This window comes from Hymenobacter miniatus, from assembly GCF_016427455.1.
Taxonomy (GTDB): Bacteria; Bacteroidota; Bacteroidia; order Cytophagales; family Hymenobacteraceae; genus Hymenobacter; species Hymenobacter armeniacus.
On sequence record NZ_JAELXR010000019.1, the window covers coordinates 73,457 to 92,185 of the forward strand.

At 61.1% G+C, this 18,729-nt stretch carries 19 protein-coding genes; 5 read left to right on the forward strand and 14 right to left on the reverse strand.

The genetic code is table 11. The features are described from left to right. The first annotated feature begins 15 nt into the window (after positions 1-15). The gene (locus JAO73_RS21315; RefSeq protein WP_198979288.1) at positions 16-2,412 is read left to right on the forward strand and encodes a transglycosylase domain-containing protein; all 2,397 of its coding nucleotides are present in this window, start codon (positions 16-18) and stop codon (positions 2,410-2,412) included. Here JAO73_RS21315 and JAO73_RS21320 read toward each other — a convergent pair. The 4 genes from JAO73_RS21320 to JAO73_RS21335 form a co-directional block, all read right to left on the reverse strand. Continuing rightward, a complete protein-coding gene (locus JAO73_RS21320) occupies positions 2,409-2,945 on the reverse strand; it encodes a hypothetical protein (RefSeq protein ID WP_198979289.1) in 537 nt (178 codons plus the stop codon). The genes JAO73_RS21315 and JAO73_RS21320 overlap by 4 nt on opposite strands. 190 nt (positions 2,946-3,135) lie before the next feature. Then, entirely contained in the window at positions 3,136-4,068 is a 933-nt protein-coding gene (locus JAO73_RS21325) for a TIGR01777 family oxidoreductase (protein WP_198979290.1), read from the reverse strand. Positions 4,069-4,161: 93 nt separating this feature from the next. Further along, positions 4,162-4,821, reverse strand: a complete 660-nt coding sequence (gene folE / locus JAO73_RS21330) for a GTP cyclohydrolase I FolE (RefSeq protein ID WP_190927804.1) — start codon at positions 4,819-4,821, stop codon at positions 4,162-4,164. After that, positions 4,814-5,221, reverse strand: a complete 408-nt coding sequence (locus JAO73_RS21335) for a 6-pyruvoyl trahydropterin synthase family protein (RefSeq protein ID WP_198979291.1) — start codon at positions 5,219-5,221, stop codon at positions 4,814-4,816. Before JAO73_RS21335 ends, folE begins: the two co-directional genes overlap by 8 nt. Before the next feature lie 340 nt (positions 5,222-5,561). On the opposite strand from JAO73_RS21335, the gene JAO73_RS21340 reads away from it, so the two are divergent. After that, positions 5,562-6,197, forward strand: coding sequence for a DNA repair ATPase (locus tag JAO73_RS21340; RefSeq protein ID WP_198979292.1), 636 nt, complete (start codon positions 5,562-5,564; stop codon positions 6,195-6,197). Positions 6,198-6,357: 160 nt separating this feature from the next. Further along, positions 6,358-6,780: a hypothetical protein gene (locus tag JAO73_RS21345; protein WP_198979293.1), complete on the forward strand. Its 423-nt coding sequence runs from the start codon at positions 6,358-6,360 to the stop codon at positions 6,778-6,780. Positions 6,781-6,869: 89 nt separating this feature from the next. Here the strand turns inward: JAO73_RS21345 and rplS are convergent, their stop codons facing one another. The 10 genes from rplS to JAO73_RS21395 form a co-directional block, all read right to left on the reverse strand. Next, positions 6,870-7,250: a 50S ribosomal protein L19 gene (gene rplS, locus JAO73_RS21350; protein ID WP_190927796.1), complete on the reverse strand. Its 381-nt coding sequence runs from the start codon at positions 7,248-7,250 to the stop codon at positions 6,870-6,872. Between the two features lie 168 nt (positions 7,251-7,418). Next, on the reverse strand, positions 7,419-8,093 hold the full coding sequence (gene trmD, locus JAO73_RS21355) for a tRNA (guanosine(37)-N1)-methyltransferase TrmD (RefSeq protein ID WP_198979294.1): 675 nt from the start codon (positions 8,091-8,093) through the stop codon (positions 7,419-7,421). 86 nt (positions 8,094-8,179) lie between these two features. After that, the gene (gene rimM, locus JAO73_RS21360) at positions 8,180-8,761 is read right to left on the reverse strand and encodes a ribosome maturation factor RimM (RefSeq protein ID WP_198979295.1); all 582 of its coding nucleotides are present in this window, start codon (positions 8,759-8,761) and stop codon (positions 8,180-8,182) included. A 96-nt stretch (positions 8,762-8,857) separates the two neighbouring features. Further along, positions 8,858-9,403, reverse strand: a complete 546-nt coding sequence (locus tag JAO73_RS21365; RefSeq protein ID WP_198979296.1) for a 30S ribosomal protein S16 — start codon at positions 9,401-9,403, stop codon at positions 8,858-8,860. A gap of 155 nt (positions 9,404-9,558) precedes the next feature. After that, on the reverse strand, positions 9,559-10,347 hold the full coding sequence (locus JAO73_RS21370; RefSeq protein ID WP_190927787.1) for an acyl-CoA desaturase: 789 nt from the start codon (positions 10,345-10,347) through the stop codon (positions 9,559-9,561). 257 nt (positions 10,348-10,604) lie between these two features. Next, entirely contained in the window at positions 10,605-11,315 is a 711-nt protein-coding gene (locus tag JAO73_RS21375) for an RluA family pseudouridine synthase (RefSeq protein ID WP_190927785.1), read from the reverse strand. Positions 11,316-11,351: 36 nt separating this feature from the next. After that, positions 11,352-11,708 (reverse strand): four helix bundle protein, encoded by a 357-nt coding sequence (locus tag JAO73_RS21380; protein WP_198979297.1) that lies wholly within the window; start codon positions 11,706-11,708, stop codon positions 11,352-11,354. Positions 11,709-11,801: 93 nt separating this feature from the next. Then, positions 11,802-12,617 carry a 3-methyl-2-oxobutanoate hydroxymethyltransferase gene (gene panB, locus JAO73_RS21385; protein WP_198979298.1) on the reverse strand — a complete coding sequence of 272 codons (816 nt, stop codon included), beginning with the start codon at positions 12,615-12,617 and terminating at the stop codon, positions 11,802-11,804. Between the two features lie 159 nt (positions 12,618-12,776). Then, positions 12,777-13,160, reverse strand: coding sequence for a response regulator (locus tag JAO73_RS21390; protein WP_198979299.1), 384 nt, complete (start codon positions 13,158-13,160; stop codon positions 12,777-12,779). A 124-nt stretch (positions 13,161-13,284) separates the two neighbouring features. Then, on the reverse strand, positions 13,285-16,488 hold the full coding sequence (locus tag JAO73_RS21395; RefSeq protein ID WP_198979300.1) for a putative LPS assembly protein LptD: 3,204 nt from the start codon (positions 16,486-16,488) through the stop codon (positions 13,285-13,287). Between the two features lie 181 nt (positions 16,489-16,669). On the opposite strand from JAO73_RS21395, the gene JAO73_RS21400 reads away from it, so the two are divergent. Then, positions 16,670-17,416 (forward strand): N-acetylmuramoyl-L-alanine amidase family protein, encoded by a 747-nt coding sequence (locus JAO73_RS21400; RefSeq protein ID WP_190928160.1) that lies wholly within the window; start codon positions 16,670-16,672, stop codon positions 17,414-17,416. 118 nt (positions 17,417-17,534) lie between these two features. After that, on the forward strand, positions 17,535-18,545 hold the full coding sequence (locus tag JAO73_RS21405; RefSeq protein ID WP_198979301.1) for an MlaD family protein: 1,011 nt from the start codon (positions 17,535-17,537) through the stop codon (positions 18,543-18,545). The last annotated feature ends 184 nt before the right edge of the window (positions 18,546-18,729 follow it).

The following is an 18,729-nucleotide window of genomic DNA, read 5'->3' on the forward strand; positions in this document are numbered from 1 at the left end:
CCCTTGTTGCCTCGCATGGCCGATTCCCAACCGACAAGTTCTTCCCCTTCTTCGGTCCCCAAACCGAAAGCACCGCGCCGCCGTCGCTGGCCCGTGCGGCTGGCCAGCTGGGCCTGGGTAGGGTTTGGCCTGCTGGTCATCCTGTTTTTGGTGTATCCGTTTCTGGTGAGCACCAATTTCATGTTCCTCTTCGGCAAGTCGCCCAGCTTGTCTGATTTGGAGAATCCCAAGGTGGAGCAGGCGTCCGAGCTTTATACTTCCGATGGCGTGCTCATTGGCAAGTACTTCCGCGAAAACCGTTCGCCGGTGGCCCTCAGCCAGATGTCGCCGCTGCTCATCAAGGCCCTGATTGCGACGGAGGACGTGCGCTTCTACGAGCATTCGGGCATTGACCTGCAAGCTGTTATCGGGGGGGCGTTTTCGTCGTTGCGCGGGGAGAAGCGCGGCGGCTCCACCATCACCCAGCAGCTGGCCAAAAACCTCTACAAAATCCGTCGGCAGCAGAGCCGGGGGGCCCTGGGCTATATTCCGGTGGTGAGCACCATCGTGGCCAAAACCAAGGAGTGGCTCACGGCCGTGGACTTGGAGCAGCGCTACACCAAGGAGGAAATTCTGCGGATGTATCTGAATACGGTGGAGTACGGCTCCAGCGCCTTCGGCATCAAGGTGGCGGCCAAAACCTTCTTTCACACCTCGCCCGACAGCCTCAAGCCCGAAGAAGCGGCCATGCTGGTGGGCGTACTCAACAACCCCACGGCCTACAACCCCAAGTTCCACCCGGCCGCCGCCCTGCGCCGCCGCAACGTGGTGCTCGACCGCATGGGCCAGGCCGGGGTGCTGCCCAAAGCTGAAATTGACCGCCTCAAGGCCACGCCCATCGTGCTCAACTACCACGTCGAGCCCCATATCGACGGCCCCGATACCTACTTCCGCAGCGCCATCAGCCAGTTCGTGGACGCCTGGTGCGACAGCACCGGCCACGACATGTACCGCGACGGCCTCAAAATCTACCTCACCATCGACTCGCGCATGCAGGCCCACGCCGAAGAGGCCCTGCACGAGCGCATGAAATCCTTGCAGCGCCAGTTCGACAACTTCTGGCGCAACCGCGGCTCGAACCCCTGGGTGGACGAGAAAGGCCAGGAAATCCCCGACTTCATCCTCACCCAAATGAAGCGCACCGAGAGCTACAAGAGCCTCGCCAACCGCTACCGAAACCAGCCCCAACGCCTCGATTCGGCCCTCAACGCCAAACGGCCGATGAAAGTCTTCACCTGGAAGCACGACGACAACGACACCACGCTGGTGATGTCGCCGCTCGATTCGCTGGCGTATTACAAGCACTTCCTGCAGTCGGGCATGATGTGCATGGACCCCTTCACCGGCCAAATTAAGGCCTGGGTGGGCGGGCTCGATTTCCGCTTTTTTCAGTACGACCACGTGAAGCAGGGCAAGCGCCAGGCCGGCTCTACGTTCAAGCCCTTCGTGTACCTCACGGCCCTCGACAACGGTTACTCGCCCTGCGACCGCATCCGCGACCAGCGCGTGACCATCAAGTACGTCGAAAACGGCCAGCCCATGGAGTGGCAGCCCGACAACGTGACCCGCGAATACACCGGCATCAACATGACGCTGCGCCACGCCATGGCCCGCTCCGTAAACTCCGTGACGGCCCAGTTGACCGAGAAAGTGGGCTGGGAAAACGTGGCCAAATACGCCCATAAAGTGGGCATCACCTCGCCGCTGCTGCCGGTGCCCAGCATCGGCCTGGGCTCGGCCGGCGATGTGAGCGTGTACGAAATGGTGGACGCCTACAGCACCTTCCTCAACAACGGCTTCCGCTCCGACCCGCGCCTCGTCACCCGCATTGAGGACCGCAACGGCAACGTCATCCAGCAGTTCGACCCCGTGCAACACCGCGCCATCCCGGCCGAAACCGCCTGGCTGATGACCTACATGCTGCGCGGCGGCATGGAAGAACCCGGCGGCACCTCCCAGGCCCTCTGGGACTACGACCTCTGGCACAACGACAACCAGATTGGCGGCAAAACCGGCACCACCTCCAACTACTCCGACGGCTGGTACATGGGCATGACCAAGGACCTGATGACCGGCGTGTGGGTGGGCGGCGAAGACCGCAGCATCCACTTCGTGGGCTCGCAGCAGGGCGAGGGTGGCCGCACGGCCCTGCCCATCTTCGGCAAATTCATGGAGAAAGTGTATAAAGACAAGGACCTGGGCTACACCTATGGCCACTTCCCCAAGCCCACCGTCAAAATCACCAAGAAGTACACCTGCGTGTCCGAGTCGGAGCCGCGCCGCCGCGCCGTGGCCGTCGATACCATCGCCGCCGACAACCTGCTGGAGCAGATGAACAACGGGGGAGGGGTGCCGGACAGTTTGCGGCGTTAGCGTTTGGTTACTCTTGAGTAGGCTACACCATCCATTGTGAAGCCTTTTGGTGATGCAACAACCCTCCACTGCTCTTTGAGAAAAGTAGAGTCCCAAACATAAATTCCGCGCTTAATTTTTTCGTCAAAGCTGATATTCAGCTTGGCCTGAGATTCCATGCTCTTCGGCGTCTTGTATGGAATCATCACGTAATCGTGATTCGTCACCAAAAGTTTGGCAATAATTTGGTTGCCCCGGCCATATACTTTGCCTTTGTAAGAGTAAAAGCCACCGTCAGAAGAAGAATAGGCTTTCGGCTGATTCTTGTAAAACACGACGGGGACACTCTCCAAAAACAGGGAATCTGCTTTGACCGTCACGGTGTTTTCGTGATACCATCGGTCAGTCGAATCATCCGGCGTAACATCCTGTTTGCCCATATAATCCATTCCTACATACCGGCCCGATTTCAGGATGGGTTCTGCTGGGGTCTCCTGCTGCGCACAAGAAACCGCGAGAAACAAGAGCGGCAAGAGAAACAACTGTTTAAACATGAATGCTAAGTTAAACAGTTTGCAGGTGCGCAGACACAGCCCCACGCCAGCCACGCCACCTCAGCTACCCAACGCTTCAATGGCCGCATACACCGTCCGCACGGTCATGCGGTCCAGCTCCTTGGCTGGCTCACTGAGTTGGGCGTAGGGCACCATCATTTTTTTATGGGTATCGCTCAGCAGCCCCAACTCACTCCCCGCCATACAGCGCCTCCAGCGCCCCGCGCAACTCCGGATACTCGAACCGAAAGCCCTGCGCCAGGACCTTTTGCGCGCTTACTTTCTGCGAAGCCAGCACGATTTCGCTCATTTCGCCCATGGCCAGTTTCAGGCCGAAGGCGGGCACTTTGGGCAGCACCAGCGGCCGGTGCAGCACCTGGGCCAGCGTTTCGGTGAACTGCTGGTTGGTGACGGGGTTCGGCGCCACTGCATTATAGGTGCCCTGCCAGGAAGCATCTTCCAGCATGGCGATGAACAGGCGGCAGATGTCGTCCAGGTGAATCCAGGACATGTATTGCTTGCCGCTGCCCAGCGCCGCGCCGGCGCCCAGCTTCACCGGCCGGGCAATCTGGGGCAGGGCGCCACCGTCTTTGCTCAGCACAATGCCAATGCGCGGCACCACCGTCCGGATGCCCAGCGCCGCGATGGGCTCAGCGGCCAGCTCCCACTGGTGCGCCACGTCGGCCAGAAAGTCCTGCGTGGGGAGGCCGGGCGGCGTTTCCTCGATGAGCAGCTTGTCGCCGGTGTCGCCATACACCCCTATGGCCGAAGCCGATATAAAGGCCTGCACGTGGTGCCGCGGGTTGGCCAGCTCGCGGTGCAGCAAAGCCAGCCCACCCAGGCGGCTGGTCATGATGTCGCGCTTGCGCTCATCGGTCCATTTGCCGTCGCTCACGCTTGCGCCGGCCAGGTTCACAATGTAGTCGGCGTAGAGAATGGCCGCATCATCGATGGTGCCCGCGCGCGGGTCCCAGCGGAAGCTGCGGTAATGGCTGCTCTTGGCAGGCTCGCGGCTGAGCAAGGCCACCTCGTAGCCGCTGTCAATCAGCATCTCCGCCAGGCGGGTGCCAATGAGGCCGGTGCCCCCGGTAATGAGAACTTTGCGCGGAGAAGTTTCGGTCATAGTGGTCATTTCCAACAAAAGTAAACCGCCGTTTCTCACTGCTGTTTGCTCCGCTCACCTGAGTTAAGCAGCCAGCTAGGCCGTCGGCCCGGCTTATTTCCCGATTTGCCGCAGAAACTCCCGCCGCAGGGCTTCGTCGGTGGCGAAACGGCCGCCGTACTCGCTGGTCAAGGTCGAGCTGCTGGTGTCGTTCACGCCGCGGCTCATCACGCAGAGGTGGTCGGCTTCGATGAGCACGGCCACGTCGTCGGTGCCCAGGCTTTGCTTGAGCTCTTCCGAAATCTGGCGGGTGAGGCGCTCCTGCACCTGCGGGCGGCGGGCGTAGTACTGCACCACGCGGTTGAGCTTGCTCAGGCCCACCACGTGCTCGCCGGGCAGGTAAGCCACGTGGGCCTTCCCAATGATGGGCACGAAGTGGTGTTCGCAGCACGAAAACAGCGTGATGTCGCGCTCCACCAGCAGCTGGTGGTAGTCGTAGCGGTTCTCGAACATGCGCACTTCGGGCCGGTTCGCGGGGTCGAGGCCCTTGAACCACTCCTTCACGAACATCTTGGCCACGCGGCGCGGGGTGCCGGCCAGGCTGTCATCGGTCAGGTCGAGGCCCAACTCGCGCATGATGGCCTCAAAGTGGCCGCTGATGGCCGAAATTTTCTCGTCGTCGCTGCGCGCGAAGGCATCGTCGCGGAGCGGAGTGCGCAGGCCCATAGGCAGGTGCGAATCGGTTGCCGGGGCCGGCCCGGAAGGGTTATCCATGGTATTCTACAAAGTTACGGTCCGTCTCGTAGAGCGTGACCGACAAGGCCAGGCCGGCGGCAAGGTGCGGCCGCAGGCGCTGCCAAATAACAACGGCAATGTTTTCCGCCGTGGGGTTGAGGGTTCGGAATTCTTCCGTGTCCAGGTTGAGGTTGCGGTGGTCGTAGCGGTCCAGCACCTCGTGCTTGATGAGGTCGCTCAACCGCTTAAGGTCGTACACATAACCCGTTTCGGCGTCCACCTCGCCGGTCAGGCGCACGGTCAGGTTGTAGTTGTGGCCGTGATAGTTAGGGTTGTTGCACTTGCCGAAAACCCGTTGGTTTTGGTCGTCGCTCCAGGCAGGGTGATACAGGCGATGAGCAGCGTTGAAATGCTCGGTGCGGCAAACGGTGACTTGCATAGGGGCTTACAACCCGCGCACGGCGGCGTTTGTTGCGTCCGGGCGTCCGGAGCAGAGCATTCACAAAATCAGCCTATCTGAATTTACTAGACTTAAAACATTATGAATTGAACAAAAGAAATAAAAACTGCATTATTCCTAAAAAAATTCTCGCGAAGAGAATTTGCATGAAAGAAAGGACTTAAATTTGAAAAGCCGGAAAACGATACCGGGGACAACAGTTCTTCCTTCGACCTCTTTTTTAGTTCTCATTAAGTTTATTGTTACCATGAAACGAAGCCTACTAATCCTACTTGTTGTATGCTTGGCAACGCTGGGTGGTTATGCTCAGAAATCCCCTGTGGATGAGGCCGATATGTCCATTGGCAACGTTCCGCGCACCGGCCAGCGCGTGAGCGTGCAGCTCGATAACAAGCGCGTGGAAGCCGCTTGGCTGAAGCAGCTGAACGACAAGTTTGGCAGCAAGGTGAAGAACAACAAAGGCGTCGTGACCATGGACGGCGTCATCATCGAAGAAATTGCACCCACGCCCATTCGCGTGATTTCTAAGGTGGACGCTACCCCCACCGGCACCACCGTGTGGTGGAGTATCGACCTGGGCAACGCCTACTTGGCAAAAGACAAAACCCCCGTGCAGTGGAAGTCGGCCGAGAAGTACCTGAAAGACTTCGCCCGCATGATGTACCGCGAAGACCTGGTGTCGCAGATTGCCGAAGCCGAGCGTGCCCTGGTGGCCTCGCAAAACAACCACATGGCCGTGATTGAAAAGGCCAACACCATCAAAAAGGACATCGAGAAGAACAAGGCCCGCAAGATTGAAATCCAGCAGATGCTGGCCGCCAACGCCGCCGAACTCCAGCAGTTCAACAACCTCATCGACCTGAACCTGAAAGAGCAGGAAGCCGCCCGCGGCGACATTGTGAACATGCGCGTGGCCCTGGAGGCCGTGAAGGACCGCATGAACAAGATTGAGTAGGCTGGCCAACCCAACCGGTACCCAAACAAAAAGCCCCGCCAGTCATGGCGGGGTTTTTTGTTTGGGCCGAGAAGCCAACCCCGTGGGGCGTTGCTACGTTGGCAAAGGTGACGGCGCGCCTCGCGCCGTGAGTGCTTACCGATTACCTAACACCCCACCCATGGAAAAGAAAGATTCGCAGCACCAAGTGCACCTCGACAGCGCCATTCACCTGCTCACCGGCGACCTTGCCACCACCACGGAGCGCGCCGGGCGCGACAACCAGCTGCAGCGCTGGATAGAGGACCTCAAAGAGGCCAACAACCCAGCCCTGCACCAGCTGGTGGTCGACCTGCAAGCGCTGAAGGCGCATTTTGGCAGCGGTACCCTCGACGTGAACGTGATTGCGCCCCTGCTGGCCCGCCTAGGTTCGCAAACCACCCAGGCAGCCAACTTTGCCGAGAACGTGAACACGGCCACCCGCATCACCAAACTGGGCGAAGTGCTGACCGCGGTATCGCAGCAGCTGCAAGGCGGCACTGTAGAAGTTGATGGCAGCTTGCCGCAGGACTTCTCTTCGCACAAGCCCCAGGGCCAGATTTAAGCGCCTCGTAACCTGAAACCTAAAAAAGCCGGCCCCACGCGTGGGGCCGGCTTTTTTATTGTGAGCAGCTGCTGGAGCTGCGGCTAAGCTTAGGCGGTAGCCTTGCTGGCCACGTTCAAGCGACGCTCTTTGATACGAGCTTGCTTGCCCGAGAGGCCACGCAGGTAGAACAGACGGGCGCGACGCACTTTACCGCGACGCACCACCTCGATTTTCTCGATGTTGGGCGACAGCAGGGGGAAGATACGCTCGGTGCCGATTTGGTTCGAAATCTTGCGCACGGTGAAGGTTTCGCCGTTCGAGCTGGGGTTGCGGCGCTGCAGCACCACGCCCTGGAACTGCTGGATGCGCTCCTTGTTGCCCTCGCGGATTTTTACGTGCACGTTCACGGTGTCGCCGGCGGCGAAGTCCGGAAAGCTGGCGCGGCGCTCTTGCGATTCGGCCTGGATAAAGTCAAGTAGTACGCTCATGGCTGAGAAATTGCGAAAGACGGCGCCGCCGTCGGGAATTAGTATTTTATCGAAACGGAGCGCAAAGATAGGGCTTTCCGTTGAGGATAGCAAGTCATTTGTAGAACATGCGTTAGCTTGTTCACTGATTTGCTGTTGATTCAGAAAACGAAGCGTCCGAATCTGGTTTTAGCCCAATAAATCGGGCCGCCGCTGCTGGGTGCGGGCCAGCGCCTGCTCGTGCCGCCACTCCTCAATCTTGGGCGTATTGCCCGATAACAGGATTTCCGGCACCACCTGGCCGCGCCACTCGGCAGGCCGGGTGTACACCGGCGGCGCCAGCAAATCATCCTGAAAAGAATCGGACAAGGCCGACTCCTCGTTGCCGAGCACGCCGGGCAGCAGCCGCACCACGGCATCGACCAGGATGGCCGCGCCGAGCTCGCCGCCGCTGAGCACGTAGTCGCCCACGCTGATTTCGTGGGTAATGTAGGTTTGGCGGATGCGCTCGTCGATGCCCTTGTAGTGGCCGCAGAGCATGATAATGTTCTGGAACAGCGACAGGCGGTTGGCCAGGGGCTGGCGCAGCGTTTCGCCGTCGGGCGTGAGGTAGATGACAGCGTCGTAGGGCCGCTGGGCCTGCAGCTCGTCTATCCAAGCGGCAATGGGCTCCACGCGCAGCACCATGCCCGCGCCGCCGCCAAACACGGCGTCGTCAATCTGGCCGTGCTTGTTGATGGCCTTGTCGCGCAGCTGGTGCAGGTGGATTTCCACGAGGCCTTTGTCCTGTGCCCGCTTCACGATAGAATGGGCAAAAGGGCTAACCAGCAATTCGGGCAAGCAGGTGAGGATGTCGATTCTCATAGGATGGCTGCAGGCCACATGCCGCAGGCTGCAAGCCAATGAGCCCCGGTGGGCTTACGGCTACTGGCTTGTGGCTTGTGGCTACTTTACGCTTCGTCAAATTCGTCGGGCTCGTCTTTGTCGCGCGAAGACGGCTTGAGGTACACGTCGAGCAACCCTTCGGGCAAGTTCACGTGGACCTGCTTCTTCTCGTGGTCGGCGTGGCTCACCAGCTCGTCCACCACCGGAATCAGCACTTCCTGGCCCTGGTAGCGCATGGCCAGCATGTCCTGCTGTGGCAGCTCGTAGAAATTTTCGACCGTGCCCAATTCGCCCAGGGTTTCATCAACCACGGTGAAGCCAATGACGTCGTGGAAGTAAAACTGGTCGTCTTCCAGCTCCGGCAGTTCGGCCAGGGGCAAGTAGAGCTGGGAGCCGCGCAAGGGTTCGGCTTCCTCGATGCGGTCGATGCCGCGCAGCTTCAGCAGCACGCGGTTGCCGGACTGGGGCTGCACTTTCTCCACCTTGTGCTCTACCAGCTTGGCGGGGGCGGCGGGCAGGGCGAGGTACACTGTTTTGAGCTTCAGGTATTCTTCCACGTCGTCCACGTCGAAGTGGGCGGCCACGTGGCCGCGCAGGCCGTGGGTTTTGAGGATGTAGCCGAGCTGATAGGTTTCGTCGAGGGTCATAGCGAGCGGAGGAGGGGAAACGAAAAAGAGTTTGGGGGTTGCCAGCCGGTCCGGCTCACAACTCCCAAACTCTTACGGTTTTCAGTTGCCTAAAAACTACTCGGCAGCTTCGGCGGCAGCCTCTTCGGCCGGAGCCTCGGTGGCTTCCTCGGTGGCCGGAGCGGGGGCGTTAGCAGCCAGCAGGGCAGCCTGCTTCTGACGCAGCGCCTCGGCACGAGCCTCTTTTACTTTGGTTTCGGCGGCGAAAGCAGCTTTGCGGGCTTCTTCCTTCGCGTCAACCAAGCCAGTGCGCTTGCCTTCGATTTTGGCGTCCTTCTCCTGCTTCCAAGCGTTGAAACGCTCGTCGGCCACCTCTTGGGTGATGGCGCCTTTGTCGACACCCAGCTGCAGGTGACGACGGTAGAGCACGCCGCGGTAGCTCAGCATGGCCCGCACGGTGTCGGTGGGCTGGGCACCGGTCATCATCCAGTAGAACGCGCGGTCGGCGTCGTAGTTGATGGTGGCGGGGTTGGTGTTGGGGTTGTAGGTGCCGAGTTTCTCGATGAAACGGCCGTCGCGGGGCGAACGGGAGTCAGCAACTACGATGTCGTAAGTGGCGGCCTTTTTGCGGCCACGGCGGGCGAGGCGGATTTTAACTGCCATAAACCGGTGGGGTTGTGCGACGCAGCTCGTGCGTCTGATGAAGATTTCCCGAAATTGGGAGTGCAAAGGTAGCGCTTGGTCAGTGTATTAGCTAGCAGAAGAATGAAAAAAGCCCTGGCGGTAAGGCCAGGGCTTTCTCTTTGCTCGTGTTGAATCTACGCCGCCATGGCTTCGCGCTTAGGCTTGGCCAACTTCGACATGGTGTTCAGGTTCATGTTTTTGCGCTTCACTTTGATGATGCCCACTTTGTTCAGGCCCCAAATGGCCACGTAGGTGGGGTCAAACTCCCACCACTTCACGCCGAAGTTGACGCGCATGGGCAGCTTGTGGTGGTTGTTCTGGAACAGCTCGCCAAAAGCCAGGAAGTCCAGCGCCAGCGTGTTCATCGACTTGTCGTTGTTGTCGAAATTCTGGTAGCCGTACTTGTGACCACCCCAGTTCACGATGGCGCCGTGAATGGGCCCCATCAGGAAGTGAATGGGCAGCAGCAGGTACTGCCACCACGCCGTGGCGAAATTGATGTAGAACAGCACGTAGGCCGTGCCCCAGCCCACCCGCGAATACACGGTGCCGCCGAATTTGTCGAGCCAGTTCCACTCCGGAATGTCGCCCTCGAAGCGCTTGGCGCCTTCGTGGTTGTTGTTCACCACGTCGTTGTAAATCACCTTGGTCTTCCACATCATGTCGAAGGCGTTGTTAGAAAAGTGGGGTGAGTGCGGGTCCAACTCGGTATCGGAGTAGGCGTGGTGCATGCGGTGCAACAGCGCGTAGGCCCGGGGCGAGAGGAAACTGCTGCCCTGGCAGAGGTAGGTGAAGAGGAAGAAAAACTTCTCCCAGAAGCGGTTCATGGTGAACATCTTGTGCGCCGCATACCGGTGCAGGTAAAATGTCTGCGTGAACAGCGACAAGTAGTAGTGGGCAACGAAAAAAATGAGGATAGCCATAAGGGGTTCGAAAGCTGAACTGCAGCCAGAAGCAAAATGCCCGCGCTTAGGTTCAGTGGAAACAATGCAAAATTACGGCCACCGCCAGGGTAGGGGAATTTTCGGTACCAGAAGGCCAAAATCTTGCACCTTTGGTGAAACAAGCAAACGCCTGTCACCTTGAGCACCGAAGGTCCTTGCCACGTGGGCACGACAAGCGCTGACGTGATACATTCCTTCGCGGCGCTCAGGATGACAGGCGCTTAGCTGGCAGCTGCTTACTTGTAGTACTCCCGGGCGGCGTCCCAGTGCGGAGCATCGGGGAGGGGCGCGATGAACGTGAGGGCTTCTTTCGTGACGGGGTGCTGCAACTGCAACTGGCGGGCGTGCAGGGCAATGCTCACGTCGGGCAGCGGGGCGATAAAGCCGTACTTCACGTCGCCCACGATGGGCGTGCCCAGGCCAGTGGCCAGTTGGGTCCGAATCTGGTGCGGGCGGCCCGTCACGGGGTTCACCTGCAGCAGAAAACGGTTGCCGGCCGGGCCCAGCAGCTCGTATTTCAGCTCCGAGCGCAAGCCCTGACCGTGGGCCGTGGGGTAGGCTTTGGTCACGTTGCGCACAGTGTCTTTCACCAGCCAGTGCACCAGCGTGCCGCTTTCGGGCACCGGCGGCTTGCCGGTGAGGGCCCAGTAGGTTTTGTGAATCTTGTCGTCGCGGAACATCTCGTTCAGCCGGCTCAGGGCCTTGCTGGTTTTGGCCAGGATGACGATGCCCGACACGGGCCGGTCGATACGGTGGCACACCCCCACAAAGGCTTCGCCGGGCTTCTTGTACTTGAAGCGCAGATATTCGGCGGCTTTTTTCGAGAGGGGCTCGTCGCCGGTGGCGTCGCCCTGCACGAGCAGGCCGGCGGGCTTGTTGATGACGAGGAGGTGGTTGTCTTCGAACAGAATTTCTCTGCCTTCGGACCAGAGGTTGGGACGATTCACTTAAGGGAAGCGGGGAGTGGGAAGTGGGAAGCGGGTCTATTGCTCACGTATGCGCCGGATGTACGACGTCAGCATCCGCGCAATTCGGTCGGCTTGCTGGCGTAGCTCTTGCGTGTCTGCATAGGCTAAATCGTGCGCAAGGCGCAAATGGTAAGCAGCCTCGTCGAGCGAAGCTTGAGCGATATTGTAATACCGTACCTTATCAGCAGCGCCAAGCTTGCGGTAACCTTCGGTGATATTGGCCGGCACGGATACAGACGCGCGACGAAGCTGGGAAGTTAAACCGAATACCTCCTCGCGTGGAAACTCCCGGGAAACGCGATAAACACCTAAGACAAACGCATGCGCAAACTGCCACACCTCCAAATGCTCTACCGAAGCATTTTCACTCATTGCACAAATATAATGGGAAGCATGGAGTGGGAAGCGGGAAGAAGAAATATGTTAATTCGGTTTTTCCTCGCTTCCCGCTCCTAGCTCCCGATTCTAGTACCCCTCTTCTTTGCTCGGAAACTCGCGGTTTTTTACGTCGGCCACGTAGTGCTGCACCGCCTCGGTCATCACGTCGTGCAGCTCGGCGTAGCGGCGCAGGAAGCGCGGCTTAAACTCCTTGGTGAGGCCCAGCATGTCGTGCACCACCAGCACCTGGCCGTCCACGTCGGGGCCGGCGCCAATACCGATGACGGGAATGGTCAGTTCTTCGGCCACCTGCTTGGCCAGCGCGGCCGGGATTTTCTCCAGCACCAGGCCAAAGCAGCCGATTTCCTGCAGCAGGCGGGCGTCTTCGAGTAGCTTTTGCGCCTCGGCTTCTTCCTTGGCGCGCACCGTGTAGGTGCCGAATTTGTAGATGCTCTGGGGCGTGAGGCCGAGGTGGCCCATCACCGGAATGCCGGCCGTGAGAATGCGGATGATGCTGTCCTTCACTTCGGCGCCGCCTTCCAGCTTCACGCCGTGGCCGCCGCTTTCCTTCATGATGCGGATGGCCGAGCGCAGGGCTTCCGAAGAGTTGCCCTGATAGGAGCCAAAGGGCATGTCCACCACCACGAAGGCCCGTTTCACGGCGCGCACCACGCCCTGGGCGTGGTAAATAATCTGGTCGAGGGTGATGGGCAGGGTGGTTTCGTGGCCGGCCATCACGTTCGAGGCCGAGTCGCCGACGAGCAGCACGTCGATGCCGGCGCCGTCGAGGATTTGGGCCATCGAATAATCGTAGGCCGTGAGCATGGAGATTTTTTCCCCCCGCTGCTTCATGGCGAGCATCTGGTGGGTGGTGACGAGCTTGACTTCCTTGTGCTGGGACATGGGGGTGGCCGGCCGGGGCCGGGTTGACGGGGATGGACAGCCGTTTGGCGGGGCAAAGCTGGCAACAATTTCGTTATCCGGCGGCGGCAGCCCAGCAAAAAGCCCCTGGCCGAAGCGCAGGGGCTGAAAAGATGGAGCGGAAATGAAAACGGGCGGCAGCTATTCGGCCGCGTCGCGAGGGGGTTCGGGCGACAGGTCAGGCTGGGGCAGCGACGAGGCTTCCGAGTGTTGGGGCCAGGCCGGGGCCTGCAACGCGAGCAGGCCCGGCAACTCGTCCGGGTCGTTCACCACGACGATGGGCGTGGGGGCCAGCACCTGCTGCTCCAGGGCCGTGGCCAGGCCCACGCCGTCCATGGCCCCCTGCAGGGCGCCGCCGAGCACGATTAGGTCGGGGTGCACGAGACGGGCGGCCTTGAGGGCGGCGTCGCCGCGGGCTTCGATGCGCACCACTTCGTGGCCGGCGTCGTGCAGGTGGTGCTCAAGCGCGGCAGCTTGTTCGGGCGAGTCGGCGGCGAGGAGCACGCGCAGAAAGAAGGGGTTCATGGCAGCGGCAGAATCGGGTAGGATGCCAAAGCACGTCCTGCCATTTTTTCCACGCCGCCAATAACGTTCAATCTGAGCCGGCGCCCCCCCAACGACGGCAATCCCTATGCGAACGAAAACGGCCCTACTGGAACTGTACCGTGCGGTTGCGATTAATCTTCAAATCCTGCAATAAACTGCTTTTGGCCGCAATGGTGAAATTATAGCCTTTGTATTGTCCGAACGGAATCCAAGTGCCATTTATTTGCCAGCAGTGCAAATCCCGGAAGAAGCTCACCGTAGGAAACGTGACGGCTTGGCTGGTGAAGTCGTAGCCGAAGCTGGTGGTGAGGCGCAGGTTTTCGGTGAGCTTCACCGAGCCATCGGCCCGAATGGTGTTGACGGCCAAGATGGGCGGCCGGCCATTAGCCCGGATGTATGCCTCGGTGAGCGGGGTGACGGCCGTGGTGTAGCCGGCGTTGTAGCTCATGTTGAGCTCCCACGGAATGTCGAAGTCGACGTAGTCGGCGTAGTAGTTGGGCGGCCCCACCGTGCCCAGCGAAGGCGTGTTGGAGGGGGCCACGGCGCGCGGCACGGCGCTTTTCTTCTTGCCCGAGGCCGGGTTGAAGGCGTAGTTGGTGGAAAACACGGCCGACTCTAGGCGCAGCAACCGGCGCGGGTTCGATTCGAAGAGGTACTTGTTGATGGTGCGGCCGGAGGCGTCGCGCTGGTAGGGGTCGAAGGTGAAGCTGCTGTTGAAGGCCAGCTTTTTGGCCAGTTGGGTGCGGAAGCTCACGCCCAGCTTGGACAGGCGCTGCGAGTCGGCCGCGAAGTTGTAGTTGAGGTTTAAATCAAGCCCTTCGATGAGGCTCACCTTGCGGAAGGGGTTGAGGCCAGTGGTGTCGTTTTCGTCCCGAATTTTCAGCTCCACCGCGTTTTGGAGCTGAAACGACAGCAGGCTTTGCCGGTTGCTGGTGGGCGCCCCAAACAGGAAGCCGTCGTAAGAATTGAACGTGTAGGCATTTAGTATTCTAGGGTCCGTCACCACGCGGCCAAACTGGTCCACGAAGCCGGTGAGTACGTCTTGCCCCTGCCGGTACACCGGCACGCCCTGCGGGAAGTTGTTGTCGAGGCCCAGGGCCGGGGCATAGGTGTAGCTGAGACTGGGCGTCACCTTGTGGCGCAGGGCCTGAATGCGGTGCGTGCCTTTGCGCACAATGGTGCCGTAGAACGTGGTGTTGAGGCTGGCCCCGCCCGAGTAGGTGCTCACGCGGTTGAAGCCGTACACCGTGTCGATGCGCACGGCCTGGGCCACGGGGCTGTAGCGGTAGCGCAGGCTCTGGGCATACCATACCTCGCTGTAATTCACGGTGGGGCTCAGCTTGAAATAGGGCCCCAGGTTGTAGGAGCCCAGGCCGATGCCGAACTGGTGCTGCACGCCGTTGCGGGAGTTGCGCAGCAGCTTGCCCAGGTTGTTGAAGCTGAACGGAATGCGGCTCACGTCGGTGGTGCCGCCCAGCAGGGGCAGGCCGTTGCTCAGCGAGCGGGCGCTCACTTGGTTGCTCACTTCGTTGCGGGCCACCAGGTTGTAGCTCAGCGTGAATTGCTCGTAGGAGCTGGCGCCAAACTTGCCGCCCGCGCCGGGCTTGATGCCGAACCACTGGTAGGGGTACTGCCGGGCCACGCCCACGCTGATGTCGGGCAGGGTGAACGTCATCGTGCCGTCGGTGCCCTGGCTCTGGCTTAGGCGGATGTCGTAGTTGATGGGCGAGTTCCGGATTTGCTTCGAGTAGCTGATGCTGGAGCTGAACTGCGTGGACACGTTGCGCCGCACGTCGAGGCTGTTGATGCGGTTGTAGCTGCTGGTACCGGCGTTCACGCTGGCCGAGAAGCGCCCGCCGCCGGGCTTGGGCACCGGCGTGTGGTTCCAGGTAATCCAGAACGAGTTTTCGGCCGGTGGCTTGATAAATTCCGGGCTGGTGGTCAGCGAGTTGGGGTCCAGTATCTGGGCCGTGGGGCGGGTGGTGAAGCGGAAGTTGAAGTTGCCTTGATAAGTGTAGCGCTTCAGATAAGATACGTCGGCGGTGGCACCCCAGCCGCCGGGAGTTACCTGGGCATTGCCGGCGTAAATGTCGCCGGTGAGGCGAACGCCTATATAGTCGTTGGGCGCAAAGTAATAGCCGCCGTTGGTGAGGTAGTAGCCTCGGTCGGCCGACTGCCCAAAGGTGGGAATGAGCACGCCCGAGCCCCGGCTCTTGCTGGGCGTGGGGAAGAAGCCAAACAAAAAGCCCAGCGGCGTGGGCACGTCGCCAATCACCAGGTTGAAGGGGCCGGTCACCACCTTGTCGCCCGGAATCACCTTCATTTTCTTGGCCTGAATGTAGAAGTGCGGGTGCTCCAGGTTGCAGGTGGTGTAGCGCCCCATCAGGCCGTTGATGTCGCCGTTGGGCAGGCGCTTGATGACCTGGGCGCCCACGTAGCCTTCGCCCTGCGTGGTCACGGCCTCGGTCACCTTGGCTTTGCGGCTTTTGAAGTTGTAGGCAATGCTGCGGGCCTCGTACTTCTGGCCGTTGTCGGTGAGCAAGGGCCGGCCCACCAGCTTGTTCTTCACCGTGTCCTGCTTGCCTTCGGCCTGCATGGTGTTGTTGCCGTAGTTCACCGTGATGAGGGCCGCCTTCAGGTCGGTTTTGCCATACACCACGCTGGCGTTGTCGTAGAGGCGCGCCACCTTCTTGGTCACGTCGAACTGAATGGAGTCCTTGGCCGTGTAGTTGATGGTGGTTTCAATCTGGCCCTTGCGCTTGGCCGCCAGCTGCAGCGAGTCGCCGGAGCGGCTCACGCCGTTCACCAGGCCGGTGGTGTCGGTGGGCGTGAGGCCGGGCAGGCGGGTGGTGCCGCCGGGGGCCAGCGTGTCGGGCACGGGCTTGTGCGAGGCGCCGGGAATGCGCGACTGGCCGGCGTTGACGGCGCCGGGCGGCGGCGGGCCCACGGGGTCGCGCGGGTCGGGCGAAATGTTGCGCACCGGCGGGGTGGGGGCGCTGCCGGGGCGCTGGCCGGGCTTGGCTTTGGGAATGGGGCGGGCCGGCACCACGGGGGCGCGGTCGGGGGTGGCGGGCGTGGCCAGTATGGCCTTGCGCCGGTCTTTGCGGGCTTGAATCTTGGCCTTGCGGGGCGTTTGCGCTTTGGGCGCCGAGGGCGTCACGGTTTGGCCTGCCGTCGGGCCGGCCACGCCGCAGAGCAGCAACAAAAACAGGGCCTGGTGCAACACCGCGCGCAGCCGGGCCCGGCGGAAACGGGACGGCCGTGCCCGAAAATCGGTGGCAGCAGGTAGGCCAAACCAGAGAGGCAAAGTATAGTAGCGGTTAATTCGTTTACTTTTGGGGCTTCTACAAAGGTAGCAGGTCGCTACCGCCCCTTCAACGAACGACGTGCGGATTATTGTCATCCTGGCCAGTGCCGCCCTTTTGCTGCTGGGCGCCGCAAGTGGGGAGTGGAAAGCAGAGGCCCAGACCACGGCCGACTCCACCCGCGTGGCGCCCGACTCGGCGGCGCTGCCCGACGCCAACGCGCCCTACCGCTACCGCCTGCGCACCGTGGTGCTCGACGCCGGCCACGGCGGCAAGGACCGGGGCTGCGCCGGCGCCAGCGCCCGCGAGGCCGACGTGGCCCTGGGCCTCATCCTGGCCCTGGGCAAGCAAATAGAGCAGAACATGCCCGACGTGAAGGTGATTTACACCCGCAAAACCAACGTGTTTGTGGAGCTCGACGAGCGGGCCGCCATTGCCAATCGCAACCACGCCGACCTGTTCATCTCCATTCACTGCAACGCCGGCCCCAGCCAGAGCCACGGCACCGAAGTGTGGACCATGGGCCTGCACAAAACCACCGCCAACCTCGGCGTGGCCCAGCGCGAAAACTCGGTTATTCTGCAGGAGAAGAACTACCAGACCCGCTACAACGGTTTCGACCCCAGCTCGCCGCAGTCACACATCATGTTTTCGCTGTTTCAGTCGGCCTACATCACCAACAGCCTGCGCTTCGCTCAGCGGGTGGACCGGCAATTGCGCACCACCGTCAGCCGCCCCAGCCGCGGCGTGAAGCAGGCCGGTTTTCTGGTGCTCTGGAAGTCGACCATGCCCTCGGTGCTCATCGAGTCGGGCTTCCTGACCAACCCCGCCGAGGAACGGTACCTGAACGACAAAGCCAATCAGTCGTATATGGCCGCGGGCATCTACCGCGCATTCCGCGAGTACAAGCGCGAACTGGAAGGCGGATAGCGCCCAGGCTACGGTTGAGGTTGGTTTTTGCCCGCCTGCCCGTCCTTGGAGCATCCGGTTCTCGTACGTGACCAAAGCATAGGCCAGTTCCTCAATTCATCACTCAATATCTCTACACGTGTCTAAAGAAATCAAAGTGGCGCTGCTCACCATCGTCGCTGTTGTCGCTCTGGTGTTTGGCTATAATTTCCTGCGGGGCAGCAATTTGCTGTCGAACGACCGCACCTATTATGCCTCCTACCCCAACGCCGAAGGCCTCAACGTCGGCGCCGTGGTGCTGCTCAACGGCATCAAGGTGGGCCAGGTGAAAAACCTGGAGCTCATGCCCGAGCGCGGCAACATTGTGCGCGCCACCCTGGAGCTGGTGAAGGGCGTAACCGTGGGCGACTCTACCACCGCCGGCCTCAGCGGCTCGCTGCTGGGCTCCAAAACCATCACCCTGTTTCTGGGAAAAAACAGCAAGGAGTTCAACGGGGGCGAAGAGCTGCGCACCAAATCGGCCGTGAGCAGCATCGACGCCTTCCAGGCCAAGGCCCTGCCCGTGCTCGACACCGTGGGCGCCACGCTCTCGCACATCAACGGCTTCCTGAACAAAGACGCCCAAACCAACATCCAGAGCACGTTGCGCGGCGCCCGCGCCAGCACCGAAGCCCTGCAGGCGCTCATCGTGGCCAACCAGGCCAACATCAACCTCATCACCCGCAACCTGGCCCAGATGAGCACCGCTCTGAACAAAACCACCGGCAAGCTCGACAAGATTGCCGTGAACTTCTCGCAGCTGTCCGACTCGCTCAAAACCGCGCCCGTGGGCCCGGCCCTGCGCCGCCTCAACGCCACCCTGGCCGACGCCCAAACCACCGTGCAAAGCCTCAACACGGCCCTCAACGACCAAAGCGGCTCCATGGGCAAGCTCCTGCACGATTCTACGCTCTACAACAACCTGGCCGCCACCACGGCCAGCTCCAACGAGCTGCTCACCGACCTCAAGGCTAACCCCAAGCGCTACGTGCATTTCTCGGTGTTCGGCGGCGGGGGCAGCAAGAAGAAAACCGAAGTGGAAACCACCACGACCAAGCCCAACGGCAACGTGGTGGAAACCGAGAAGAAAACGACGACGAAGCAAAACTAGACCGTCGTGGGGGGGGGGGGGGGGGGGGGGGGGGGGGGGGGGGGGGGGGGGGGGGGGGGGGGGGGGGGGGGGGGGGGGGGGGGGGGGGGGGGGGGGGGGGGGGGGGGGGGGGGGGGGGGGGGGGGGGGGGGGGGGGGGGTGGTCGGTCTCCCGCTTCTTCGCCTTTTCTTTTTTTTTTTTTGTT